At 67.2% G+C, this 13,177-nt stretch carries 6 protein-coding genes and 2 pseudogenes; 6 read left to right on the plus strand and 2 right to left on the minus strand.

Features of this window, described 5'->3' with window-relative positions; all coding sequences use genetic code 11:
• The first annotated feature begins 126 nt into the window (after positions 1-126).
• The 5 genes from ACZ6TU_RS27720 to ACZ6TU_RS27740 all read left to right on the plus strand — a co-directional run bounded on the left by ACZ6TU_RS27720 (position 127) and on the right by ACZ6TU_RS27740 (position 11,064).
• Positions 127-1,194 carry a hypothetical protein gene (locus ACZ6TU_RS27720; RefSeq protein WP_467677218.1) on the plus strand — a complete coding sequence of 356 codons (1,068 nt, stop codon included), beginning with the start codon at positions 127-129 and terminating at the stop codon, positions 1,192-1,194.
• 35 nt (positions 1,195-1,229) lie between these two features.
• Positions 1,230-4,061, plus strand: a complete 2,832-nt coding sequence (locus tag ACZ6TU_RS27725; RefSeq protein WP_469551829.1) for an AfsR/SARP family transcriptional regulator — start codon at positions 1,230-1,232, stop codon at positions 4,059-4,061.
• Positions 4,062-4,706: 645 nt separating this feature from the next.
• Positions 4,707-5,231, plus strand: a complete 525-nt coding sequence (locus ACZ6TU_RS27730) for a hypothetical protein (protein WP_467677222.1) — start codon at positions 4,707-4,709, stop codon at positions 5,229-5,231.
• Positions 5,232-5,329: 98 nt separating this feature from the next.
• Positions 5,330-6,247, plus strand: coding sequence for a hypothetical protein (locus ACZ6TU_RS27735; protein WP_467677224.1), 918 nt, complete (start codon positions 5,330-5,332; stop codon positions 6,245-6,247).
• Positions 6,248-6,396: 149 nt separating this feature from the next.
• Positions 6,397-11,064 (plus strand): SGNH/GDSL hydrolase family protein, encoded by a 4,668-nt coding sequence (locus tag ACZ6TU_RS27740; protein WP_469551831.1) that lies wholly within the window; start codon positions 6,397-6,399, stop codon positions 11,062-11,064.
• Between the two features lie 284 nt (positions 11,065-11,348).
• Here ACZ6TU_RS27740 and ACZ6TU_RS27745 read toward each other — a convergent pair.
• A pseudogene (locus ACZ6TU_RS27745) lies at positions 11,349-11,491 on the minus strand (IS256 family transposase); the annotation flags it as partial.
• A 67-nt stretch (positions 11,492-11,558) separates the two neighbouring features.
• On the opposite strand from ACZ6TU_RS27745, the pseudogene ACZ6TU_RS27750 reads away from it, so the two are divergent.
• Positions 11,559-12,300 (plus strand): annotated as a pseudogene (locus ACZ6TU_RS27750) (response regulator).
• Positions 12,301-12,522: 222 nt separating this feature from the next.
• Here ACZ6TU_RS27750 and ACZ6TU_RS27755 read toward each other — a convergent pair.
• Positions 12,523-12,888, minus strand: coding sequence for an ATP-binding protein (locus ACZ6TU_RS27755; protein ID WP_469551832.1), 366 nt, complete (start codon positions 12,886-12,888; stop codon positions 12,523-12,525).
• Positions 12,889-13,177 lie beyond the last annotated feature (289 nt).

A 13,177-nucleotide genomic window follows, 5' to 3' on the forward strand; every position in this document is an offset into this window, starting at 1 on the left:
CTACGAACGCAAAGCCGAGCACTTCCTCGCCTTCACCAGCATCGCCTGCACCCTCATCTGCTACCGCCGACTCACCAAATGAGATGGTGTCTAAGCACCATCGCACCGGACGAGGTGCGCCGGGATGTGGCTGCCTACGCCAAACGGCTCCTGACCGCCGACGGCCCATACACCCGCAGCGCCCTGCGGGCCGTCCGGGACACGTTGGCAGAAACGATCGCCGAAACCCTTACCACGCACGCTCCGGCTGGCCCTGGCCCTGGCCACGGCACCGAAGCCCTCGAGTGGGGCGAGTTCCTCACCGCGGGACTTTACATCCACCATCTCCTGGCCATCCCACCCGCCGCCACACCCGAGGAGGCCGCGCGACTGGGCCGGGCCGTGCCCCGCAGCCTGCCAAAGCTTCTCGAACTGGACCTGCAGCGCCACGCCGACCGAAACCATCTGCGTCCGGTGCTCACGGCTCTCGCCTTCGCCCAAGGCCGAGGCATGCCCGAAAGCGTCCTGGTCCACGCCGCCCTAACCGTCGACGGCGACCCTCCTCTGTCCTTGCGGGACCTGTACACCCTCCTGGATGGGGAAGCACGTTTCTACCTGCGGCGCGACATTGACACCGACGGCACCACGCTCTACCGGCTCTTCCACGAAGGTCTCGCAGACTGGCTCCGCCGGCCCACAAGCCAACCGGCCAGCCAGGGCCCTTCGACACGGACGGTACCTGGCCTGGCAGAGAACCTGTTCGAAAGGCTCCTGGAGTGCGTTCCCCGGGATCCGTTCGGCGGCATGCAATGGCAGCACGCTGTCGGCTATTTGCTGCGGCACACCGCTCAGCACGCAGTCGATGCCGGGCGCATGGACGAACTCCTCAACGACGTCGGCTACCTCCAGCACGCCGACCTCCACACCCTCGCCAATGCCCTGCCCTACGCCAGTTCCGACCAGACCAGGCTCAATGCCGCCGTCTATGGCACCTCCTGGGACGTCCACCACACGCTGTCATCCGCGGCACGCCGTCAGGTCCTCGCGCTGGACGCTGCACGATTCCGCAACACACCACTCCAAAACGAACTGCCTGGCGACGCCGACTGGAACGTGCAATGGGCAACGGGCAACCAGGTCTCACACGGGCCTTGGACAGACCGTGATAGCGGCACCGCCGCAGGCCGAAAGCATTCGGCAGGACAGAGCAAGTAGGGAAGAGCAGGGATCTGAGGCGGACTGGCGTGAACGTGGAGTTCTACTTACTCGGCACCGTCGAGGCACGGATCGACGGGCTGCTCGTCGAAAACCTGGGCCACGCCCGTCAACGGTGTGTTCTGGCAGCCCTGCTGGCCGATGCGAACCACGTGGTCCCGACCGAGCAGCTGATCGACCGTGTGTGGGCCGATCACCCGCCGCAACGGGCCCTCGGCACTCTCTACAGCTGCATCTCACGTCTGCGCCGCGCTCTGGCGCCCGCTGCCGAGAAGGTACGCATCATCCGGCAGTCCGGCGGCTACCTCCTCACCGTCGACACGCCAGCGGTCGACCTGCACCGGTTCCGCCACCTGGTCGCCCAGGCCGGTGCCACGGACGGGGACGAGCACGCCGAGCCTCTGCTGGAGCAGGCTCTCGGACTGTGGCGCGGAGAGGCTTTCGCCACCGTGGACACCCCATGGTTCAACGAATTGAGCGCCAGACTGCAGCAGGAACGCCTGGCGGCCGAACTCGATCTGACCGACGTCCGCCTGCGCCGCGGCCATCACACCGGACTCCTGCCCGAGCTGTCTGCCCGGGCAGTTCGGCATCCGCTGGACGAGCGGGTGGCCGGGCAGCTCTTGCTCGCCCTGTACCGCAGCGGACGGGTCGCCGAGGCGCTGAGCCATTACGACGCAGTCCGGCGGCGACTGGCCGAGGACCTGGGCACCGACCCCGGCCCGGCGCTGCGGCAGCTCCACCAGCAGATCCTCACCGCCGACCCGGCCCTCACCGCCGCCGGCCCCCTGTCCGCGACGGCGTCCACTCCGGTGCCGCGCCAGTTACCCGCGCCGCCACCGTTGTTCACCGGCCGCACCCGCGAACTCGCCGCCCTCGACGAGCTGATGACATCGTCCGCCGACATGGACAAGGTGCTGGTCATCTCGGCGATCGGTGGTGTGGGAGGCGTGGGCAAGAGCTGCCTCGCCCTCCACTGGGCCCATGAGAACCTGAAGCGCTATCCCGACGGGCAACTGTACGTCGACCTGCGCGGCTTCGAACTCTCCACCACACCGGTCGCACCGCAGACGGCGTTGCGCGGCTTCCTGGAAGCTCTCGGCTCCGATCCAGCGGCCATCCCCGCGGATACGGATGCCCAGGCCGCGCTCTACCGCAGTCTGACCGCCGACAGGCGCCTGCTCGTCATCCTGGACAACGCCCGTGACACTGCCCAGGTCCTCGCCCTGCTACCCGGCAGCCCGACTTGCACCATCCTCATCACCAGCCGCAGCCAGCTCACCGGTCTGACCGCTGTCCACGGCGCTCGCCCCCTCAGCCTTGACGTGCTCACCGATGCCGAGGCCCGTCAGCTGCTCATCCGCGCCCTCGGCGCCGACCGTGTGACCGCCGAGCCCGTGGCGGCCGAAGCCATGCTGAACCACTGCTCGGGCCTGCCGCTGGCCATCAGCATCCTGTCCGCCCGCGCCATCATGAACCCCGACATCTCCCTCGCCGAACTGGCCGACGAACTCCGCGAGACACAGACGCGGCTGGACGCTCTGGACACGGGCGACATCTCCGCCGATCTCCGGGCGGTGTTCGCCTCCTCGTACCACGCGCTCGACCCGGACACCGCGCACGTCTTCCGGCTGCTCGGGCTGGTACCCGGCCCCGACATCAGCCTGTCCGCCGCCGCCGGCCTCACGGCCCTCTCACTGCCCCGCGTACGCGCACTGCTGCGCAGACTTCAGGCAGCCCACCTGGTGCAGCAACATACGCCCGGCCGCTACCGCATGCACGACCTCGTCCGTGCCTATGCGGCCGAACGGGCGCGGGAGGAACCGGTCAACAACAGTGACGAGGCGCTGCTGCGACTCGTGGACTTCTATGTGCACACGGCCCACACCGCCGCCGGGCAGCTGGACCCGCATCGGGACCAGATCCGGTTGGCCACCGCTCGACCAGGTACCTCTCCACTGGAGCTGGCAGACCACAGTGCTGCCCTGACCTGGTTCACCGCCGAACACGCCATGCTGCTCAGCACCGTCGACCTGGCGGTGGAAGTTGGCTGCGACGCTCGCGCCTGGCAGCTCGCCTGGGCCCTTGAGACATTCTTCGACTACCGCGGCCACTGGCACGACTGGGTGGCCAGCCAGCACACTGCGCTCGACGCGGCACGGCGGCTGCGCGACCGGTCCTGGCAGGCAGGGGCTCACCGCAGCCTTGGCGCCGTCTACACCCAGATGGGGCGGCTCGACGACGGCCACACCCACTTCCGGCACGCTCTGGATCTCTACAGTGACTTGGGCGACCGGGTGAGCCAGGCACACACCTACCGTGGCCTCGGCTGGGTGTGCGACCGGCAGGGGCACCGTCGCGATGCGCTCGACTACAACAAGCGGGCACTGGCCCTCTACCGACAGTCCGGCCACCGAACCGGGCACGCCAAGGCACTGAACAATGCCGGCTGGCTGCACATCATGCTCGGCGACCACCGGCAGGCACTCGACTACTGCGCCCAGGCAGTGGCCCTCAACCAGGAGACCGGCGACCGGCACGGCGAAGCCGGAGCGTGGGACAGCCTCGGCTACGCACACCACCACCTCGCCGAGTACACCGACGCCATCGACTGCTACGAGCGGGCCCTCGGTCTGGACCGGGAATCCGGCGACCGGCACGGAGAGACGGAGATCCTGGACCACCTCGGCGACACCCACCTCGCCGCCGGAGACCCCGACGCCGCCCGTCTTGCCTGGGCACACGCTCTGGAGACCGCCGAAGAGATCGACCACCCGTCCACCGAGGAACTTCGTAGCAAGATCGCACGCCTCGCCCGCAACGACTCCAGCGACGCCCCCGCGGGAAACCGACACACACCGGGCTGATCTCTGCACGGCGAACCCGTCTCCCTCGCGCTGAGAACCGCGCTCACCGCCACCGTCGGAACTCCGGTGCCGACCTGGGAATGCGCTCGACCAGTAGGAGGGCATTATCCGTCTCTTCGCACGGATGCACCGCAGCGATGAACGCCGGGATACGCACCCTGCGGCACGAGGTCGCTGCGCGGCCCCGACAGGTCGCAACTCCGAAGCCCGGACGGACCGGACGCTGCCGGCCGCGCTCCCCCGCCTACTCGCACCTACTCGCCCGGACGCAACGCGGGCATTGGATCGTCACCATGTGGCCTTGCGGAAGGTGGCCCACTCGCGGGTGCCGGGTGACGGCACGGCGTGGGGCCGAGTTCTGCGGTGCGTGGAATGCGTCGGATCGCGGCAGTGCAGTTCGCCGTGCGCGCGGCGTGCACCCCACCGCCGCCTTCGACGCGGTCTTCGCCAGCGTGGGCATCACCGTCGCACGACGCCCCGACTTGAACCGAGGAGGTCGTTTGTGAACCAACCCGCCCGGCCCACCGGGCGGAGCAGTGCCGCTCCGACCAGCGTATTCAAGGTTCATGCAAGGTTCCCCGAAGGCCGGACGGGCAGGATCGTCGCTGCCCGGACAGACACGAACGGACTTGAGGAGTGAGTGTGATGCGCGTGAAGAGAGCATCAGCAGTGTTGGCGGCCACAATGCTCGCGGGCGCGGGGCTTGCGGTCGTCCCGGCGACGACAGCTGCGGCACAGGACATCTATACCACCTGTGGCCCGAAGATCAACGTCTCGTCAGGCATGTCCAATGTGAGCACGGTGGACCACGACTATTTCGGCTACAGGGCCGACGACGCCAGCACGCTGAAGCTGAACAGAGGTAACAAAGCCGGCTACGGCCAGGCGGGCGTGTACTGGGCGAAGATTCAGACCGGCAGGTATGCGGACACGCTGCCGACGGGTGCCACGGCCGAGCTCTGGTGGAGCGACTACGACCCGAACGACAGCGCGAACCGGTGTGTCGCATCCGTGGGAAGCGGCAAGACATACGCCTATACGACGGGTATCAACTCCGTATATTCCTCGGCTAGTCCCTGGGGAAGCCGGGTGTTCTCGGCATGCGGGCACACGCACACCACCAACAGGGCGGTTCCCGATGTGTGCCTCGGCTGGTACGTCTCGTACTAGCCGGTTTCCAGCCGAATCGGCCTGGACGGTCGGGGCGCTAGAGCCGTCGGTGTCTCTCGTGCCCCGCCGTGGGCAGTGCCGTAAACCGGGGAGTACTGGTGCTTTCCTCTCGTTACATCAAGGCTGGACTGGTTGTCGCCACGCTCATGGCCGCCGTTGCCTGCAACACCGGCAGTCCGGTCTCTGCTCCAGCCAAAGAGCCGCGTCTGGTGACCGGTGTCACGCACCCCATGGCGCTGGGGGACTTCGTCACCGTCGCCGACACGTACATCGGGTCATGGCGCCATCGGCAGACGCTGACCCAGGCGGAAAACGTCCTGGTCCGGAATTGCATGCGTCGGAAGGGACTTGATTGGGAGGTCGACCCGGTCAGGCAGGTACGCGTCACGCTGCAGGCCTGGGATCTGGGGCATCTCGACCCCGTCCTCACCGACGAATTCGGCTATCACCCGCCGGAGCTGGAGAAGGATCTCGCTGCTTCGGTCGGTGAGCGGCCGGTTCCCCGGAAACTGACTCCGGCCCAGGCCGCGGCCTATACGGGTGGGTCCGAGGCCCCTTCGCGGTCCCCCGCACCCCGTGCCTCTGGCGGGTGCTCGGCCGAGGCTTCGCGGGCCCTGAGCAAAGGCGCCCCGCCGGCCGCGGATGCAGTCGCGGTGGATCTGGCCAACCAGGACGGAGAACAGGCCCTGAGAGACAGCCGGGTTGTCCAGGTCACCCGAGAGTGGAGTGCTTGCATGCGCGCGAAAGGGTTCCGATACACCAGCCCCTACGACGCCCGTGACGACGCGAGGTGGACTGGGCGGCATGTGACGACCGCCGAGCTGGCCACGGCCCGCGCAGACCTCGCGTGCCGTCAGAAAGTCAACTATGCGGGCGTGCGCCTGGCGGTGCTCAACGCTTATGAACAGGCGTCCGTCAGCGCACGCAGGTCGCTGCTCGACTCTCTTGAGGAGAGGCTGCGCGTGCGGCTCCGCAATGCCGCCGAAGTCCTGAACGGGACCGCCAGCACGCCGTAAGCGCCCGCAGCACACAAGTGATCGCCTGGTCGTCGACGGTCACGGAAGCACCGCTCTGTCCGCGCTCCGTCTCGCGCCGTTCGGTGGAGGGGTCAGTGATGTTCGCACGTAGAAGAGGCACCTTTCCCCGTCGGGGGCTGTTCCGGTTCATGGCAGCCGCCGTGTCGGCGGCCATGTTGATCACAGCGCTTCCGTCCGTCGCGGCGGGGGCTGTCGCGGGTGTCTCGTCCCGCGCCCCGATGCGAGAGGCGCCAGGTCCGGCGCGAGAAGGCCAGGCGCGCATACAGCCGAACGAGCGCGACGACATCCTGGGAGCGGGATGGCGGACATCCGAGGACCGGGCCTGGACGACCTCCGGGGACGCCAGGGGGCTGCATATCCTGGTCGCCTACGCCCGGAACGGTTACGGCTGGCGGACCGCGGCTACTCTGTCGGAACCCGGGTTCGAAACCGACCAGTGGATCGGCAATGCGTGCCTCACGGGGTCCGGCCGCCGCTTGGTCGTCGCGTATGCACCACGGTCCTTCACCAACCGCGCTGAGCTGTTCTCTCGCGGCGCGTTCACCGCGACAGTGGACCTGGAGACCGGAAGGGTCACCAAACTTCCCGTCCTGTCGACTCTCGCGTACTACAGTCCCGGCTGCGGAGCTGACGAGGCGGCCGTGGTGACACAGGAAGGCCACGAAGGTGAGTCCAGGACGCGGCTGATCCGCGTGGACGCCGAGTCCGCCAGGACCGCGGCCCCCGTTGCGGTGACCGGTCAGGTGACCTCCGCGGTGCCAGTGAGGAACGGCATCGTGGCGGCGGACGTCAACCGGCTCGTACGCATCGACGCCAAGGGCAAACGGTCCGCACTCGTACGGACCGCTTCCATCCCTTTCAAACTGGTGGCCGGTTCCGACGACGGCATCACCTACCTCGACCGCCAACGGAACACTGCGCTGGTGCGGCATCTGGCGGGCACCACGGAGGCAGGGCGAAGGGTCACAACGGTCGCGACCGGAAGGCTCGCCGACGTGGATCTGACTGCGGGCGCGCGGGGAACGGCGTATGTGACCGGAAGGACGAGAGCCACGGCGAAGGCACCGTCCGCCGTGCACGTGGTCGACGCGCCGAAAGGCCCCAGACCTTCCACTCTTGGCATGTCCCTGATCACGGCCACCACACGGGCCGGGCAGCAGGATCCCCGAGTCGCCGACCCGCACTCCGACACCTCCAAGGCCGTCACCGTGCGCATACATGTCATGGCGACCGGCAAGAACGCACGATTCACCGTGATGCCCGGTGCCGACGTCCTGGACGCGTCTGGGTCCGGGCGAGTCAGCCACCCGAAGCTCAAGCCGCTTCCGGGCATCTCCCAGCGGAGTGAAGCAGCACCCAAGAGCGCGGTGGGCACGACCGATCAGGTAGCCGGTTCCTCTTCGAATCCTGTGGAGGAGGAACGGACCTGCGCGGTGCCACGCAACGATCCGCGCAATCAGGTGTTGCAGCCCAAGCCTCGGCAAGTGGAGTGGGCCGTGGACCAAGCAGTACGCAAGGTGCTCACGGTGCAGCGCGAGGCCAACTGGAAGGGCCTGGGTATGCCCGCCTACACACCGCAGGGTCTTTTCCCGCCCGTTGAGCTGAACGGCGGCGGTTTCGTGCCGGCACAGATCATGCTGGGCATCGCCAGCCAGGAGTCGAACCTGTGGCAGGCGACGGGACGTGCCATGCCCGGAGTGACCGGCAACCCCCTGATCGGCAACTTCTACGGCCGAGACGTCTACAACTTCAGTGAGACCGACGACTGGGACATCCGTTGGGACGAGGCCGACTGCGGCTACGGCATCATGCAGGTCACGGACAGGATGCGCTTGGCCGGCAGGGAGCGGCCCGGGGAGGTCGCGCTGCCGTACCAGACACAGCGCGCGGTGGCCCTGGACTTCGCGGCGAACATCGCTGCGGGCTTGCAGATCCTGCAACGGAAGTGGAACGAGACCCGCCAAGCCGGTCTGGTGATCAACAACGGTCAGCCGCAGTACCTGGAGAACTGGTACTTCGCGATCTGGGCCTACAACTCGGGCTTCTACCCCGACAAGGGCGATGGGTCCCCGTGGGGGGTCGGCTGGCACAACAACCCGGCCAACCCGCACTACCCGGCCAACCGGTCCTCGTTCCTGGACAAGTCGATGGCCGACGCCGCCCATCCACAGGACTGGCCCTACCAGGAGAAGGTGCTCGGCTTCGCCGGACACCCCATGGAGCTGCCCGAGGCGCCGAACACGTACGTGGCGGCCTACCGGCCCGCCTGGTGGCCGGGTGACGCGGCCTCCAGCCCCATCAACCGCACCCTGGTCCAACCGCCGCCGACCACGTTCTGCGACGCGAGCAACGACTGTGTGCCCGGTGGCTCCTACACCCCCGACGCCGGGGATGTCGTCGGCGAGCCGGCCGGTCCCTGCGCGCACAAGGACGCGCAAGGGAAATACGACCTGCGGTGCTGGTACCACGGCCCGAAGACCTGGAAGAGCGACTGCTCCGCCCAGTGCGGGCGTGAACTCTTGCGATTCGATCCCGGTTACGCCTACCAGACCGATGGCGCGTCCTATCCGCCGTACTGCGGTACCTCCGGCGTCCCCTCCAACGCCATCCTGATCGACAACGTCGGCGACGACGTGCCCTCGATCAGACCAGACTGCCCCCGCACATGGTCGAACGGCGGGGCGTTCACGCTGGACTTCGGCGCCGACCCGGCAGGACTGCGACCGTCGAAGATCGACTTCCATCAGTTCGGCTCGGGGTTCGGCGGTCACTTCTGGTCCGCCCACACCCGCGGGCCCAACTACCTGCCCGAGGGCTACGAGAAACGGCTCAAGGTCTCCGGAACCTGGAAACCCGCCCAGCCGATCCAGGGATGGACACGGATCAAGGTCTTCATCCCGGAGACAGGGGCCTGGACGCGGCAAGCCACCTACATCATCCATATGGGCAACGGGCGCAGCCGCTACCGGGTCGTCAACCAGGCCAAGCAGGCCAACGGCTGGGTCGATCTCGGTGTGTTCCCGCTGTCCGGCCCGGCCAGCTTATCGCTGAGCACCGAAACCCCGGACGGCCGGGGCGACGACAGCATCGTCTTCGACGCGGCCCAGTTCATCCCCACCTCGAAACCCTCCGCCTTCTATGTGGCGATGGGCGATTCGTACTCCTCTGGAGAGGGGCTGGCGCCCTATCAGCCGGAGAGCGACTACGAACGCTCCAACGGCCAGGAGAACAGGTGTCATCGATCGCAGACCGCTGCCTACCCCACCCAGGTGAAGCTGCCCGGGCATACGAAGACGATCGCGCAGGAGGCCGCCGAAGGCACAGCCAGCTTCGCCTTCATAGCCTGCTCGGGCGCTCGGACGACGGACATCACCACGACGTCGTACAACGTGCCGCCCCTGCCGGAGGACTCGGCGGGTCACACCGACTGGGAGGACACCGGGCTCAGCTCGTCCACGGAGAACGGCGAGCTGCCCCAGGTCGACCAGGGCTACCTGGACGAGGACACCTCTTTGGTGACCGTGACGGCGGGCGGCAACGACGTGCGCTTCGCCGAGGTCATGCGCAGCTGCACCCTCTCACTCGACCACTGCTTCAGCGACACCCACAAACTGACCCGTGACAATGGAGCGGTCGACCCTGAGCCACTGCGGTCGTACGAGAAGTGGCTGATCCGTGAACATCTCCCTACCCACCTCAAGGCGACCTACCAAGCCATCCACGACAAGGCGCCCAACGCACAGATTATCGTCCTGGGTTACCCGCAGTTGTTTCCCGACCGCCCCGGCGATCCGACAGGAACATGCGTGGGGATCACCCCCGACGAGCAGCATTTCCTCAACGTCCTCGCCGAACTTCTCAACATCACCATTGCCAAGGCAGTGGATGAACTCCATGGGCAGGGAATCAACATCACCTTCGTCAACGCCACCCAGCGGTGGAGGGAAGGCGTCAGCAAGTGGCCCTGCACCAGCTGGACCCAGGACTACAGGTGGTCAAATCCCGGCATGCTCGACGGCACAACCGTAGACCCTGCCAGCTTCCACCCCACCGCTCTCGGACAGGAACAACTCGCTGACCTGGTCAACACACAGCTGCGAGGCCCGAGCACCCCGACCGCCGTCCAACAACGCATCCTCAACTACGTGGCCAGCCGCCCAACCGGTATCGAGAAGTGGACCGTAACCCCGGACCAGGCGCTCACGGCCGCCCGGCTCTGCCTTGACTACACTCGCAGGGGCGGCGTAGTCGGCGATCCGTGCATGACCAACCAGGTCCTGTTCGTCACGACGCACGACGCTGCCGGCGCGGCCATCAACGACGCGGAAGCAATGGACAAGAACCCCCTGTGGGTCCAACAGAACTACGTTAGTACAGCCAACAAGAGTAATGTCGTCAAGACGCGGAGCTGGATGGACAACCAGCCCTACCAGCCGAATCCATGTCCAGTACCCCGAGGCACGACCACCCAGCAATGCGACGAGTTCCCCTTCTACACAAGCGAACTCGGGGCGGTCTGGGACAAGATTGACGGATACGAAGTCGTGCGGGGAGGGGCACGCTATCCGTCGGAGAGTTCAACCCAGTTGAAAATGATCCCCAGTGGTGAGAATCGGCGAGAGGGCACCGTTCTCTCAAACATGCTCACCGTTTGCCGGACGATGACCTCCGGCACCTATGCGGAGATCGGTACTACGGGATACTGGAACACCACGTCGATCGGCTCTCCGTACCTGACAGTCCCCATCAACACGCACGGCCAGGAAGTCGAGCCACAGACCTTCTACGTCTGCTGAGCTGGTCGTCAAGCTCGCCATCATCGACATACGGAGTCGAGGAGTTCCTCGGCGTCGAGTGCGGCCCCCTTCCCGCGAGGAACCGCAGTCGAGCGCATCGTGGCCTACCCCGGCAAGACCGCGTCCACCTGTTGTGCCGACGCCACAAGCCCGAGCCGCTCAGCGACGAATACGTGCCCGTCACCAGCTAAGACCTGGCACCAGGGACTTTGCGTGAAGTGATCTTGTCCGGTTTCATCCGGTGAGGGTCTGTCAAACGGGCGGTGTAACTGGGGTAGTTGGGGTTAGTGACGGGCCGCCGACAGGCGGCCGTCGAAGGTGATGTCGAAGGGTTCAGCGCGGTCTTCCATCGCATGGTCCAGCGGGCCTGGCCCTTGCCGGTGGGGTCGAGTGACATGATGGCCATGTACGGCGATACCGCCGCAGCCACGCCTCCGCCGCCCTGTGGTCGGGCCGCACGGGTTCGTCAGGTGACCAGGACAGGAGAAATGGGCATGACCGTCCGGGTGGTCGTCGTGGACGACCAGGACATGGTGCGCTCGGGGTTCGCCGCGCTGCTGTCCGCGCAGAGCGACATCGACGTCGTGGGGGAGGCGCCCAACGGCCGGCTGGGCGTCGAGATCAGCCCGCAGTACACACCCCGACGTGGTGCTGATGGATGTACGGATGCCGGAGACGGACGGGCTGGAGGCGGCCCGGCGGCTGCTCGATCCGCCGCCCGGTGTGGTGCACCGCCCAAAGGTGCTGATGTTGACGACTTTCGACATCGACGACTACGTCTACGAGGCCCTGCACGCCGGGGCCAGCGGCTTCCTGCTCAAGGACGCCCTGGTCGCCGAACTCGTGCAGGCGGTGCGGGTGATCGCGGCAGGTGATGCGCTGCTCGCCCCGTCCATCACCCGTCGCCTCATCGAGGACGTGGCTCGGCGCCGCCCCGTCGCGCGCCCGGACACCCGCCTGCGGCTCAACGGCCTCACGCCATGAGTGACGGAGGTCCTGCTGCTGGTCGCGCAGGGCCTGTCGAACACGGAGATCGCCGCGACGCTGGTGGTGTCGGCACAGACCGTCAAGACCCACATGAGCCGGCTGCTCGCCAAGCTCGGTGCCCGCGACAGGGCTCAACTCGTCGTCACAGCCTACGAGTCAGGGCTGGTCGCTCCGGGGACGTTCGGCTTGACTGCCGCACCCGCGCCGGCAGGGGCACGTCCCGGTACTCACCGACCTTGCGGTGCTTGAGCTGCGGTTTTGGCGTTCTTCTCGCTCCTTGGGCAAGTGGCGAAGGCGTACGGGACGCCGAGTGCTTCCAGGACCGGGTACTGGGGGCGCGCTTGCCGGAGCCGTCGTCGTGCCCGTCGGGAACAGTGGGAGTCCGAGTGTCTCCGTCACGCCCGGCGGGTCGTTCGGCTGCTTCGGTCGGTAGAAGCAGTCGGCTCGGGCGCCTCGCCGCTGCGACCGGGTTCAGTCCCGTTCCGATGCGGGCGGTCTGGTCAGCTCGAACCAGACCGACTTGCCGCGCCCCCTGGGGGAGTTGCCCCAGGACGAGGCCAGGGCGTCGACGATGAGCAGTCCACGGCCGTGTTCCGACTCGCGGTCGGTCTCGCCAGAGGCGAGCACGGACCATCGCGTACCGGCGGTCGCCCCGAGCTCATGCACCGCCTGTTGCAGCGTCGCGGCGAGCACCCGGTCCTCGGCGCTGAGAACCGCGCCGTGCTTGCTGAGCTCGCCGGATTCCCCTCGCCTTCCATGGCCGCTCCACGAAGCCGATGTTCCTTTAGCGAGGCTATACCTCGTCGCCATGGCGATCGCGTCGGCCGGTTCGTCCACGGACGCCCGCCGCCAGCATCCCGTTGCGTGAAGACCGCGGCTGCCTGCTCCGGCGCACAGTGCCGGCCTACGCCGACGGCAAGGGTCCTGAACGTGGGTAACCACCGCACCGCTGACGGGGCCACGCCGTGAGAGTAGCGCCAGGAAACCGGCTCTGACCTCCGTGAATGGAACGTTTTCCGCGCACAAAGATGCGTCAGCTCGTCGTTGACCGCCACTCCACGGCGGGGTCAGGGTGAGGGAGCCGGACCGGATGCCTGACACAACTTTTCCGGTCCCCCCTTTTCCG

The organism is Streptomyces sp. NPDC052064, from assembly GCF_055585925.1.

What these genes read in the sequence shown, in the direction of transcription:
- ACZ6TU_RS27730 (WP_467677222.1), top strand. Translation starts at nt 4,707, where the DNA reads ATGCGCGTGAAGAGAGCATCAGCAGTGTTGGCGGCCACAATGCTCGCG.
- ACZ6TU_RS27740 (WP_469551831.1), top strand. Translation starts at nt 6,397, where the DNA reads ATGGCAGCCGCCGTGTCGGCGGCCATGTTGATCACAGCGCTTCCGTCC.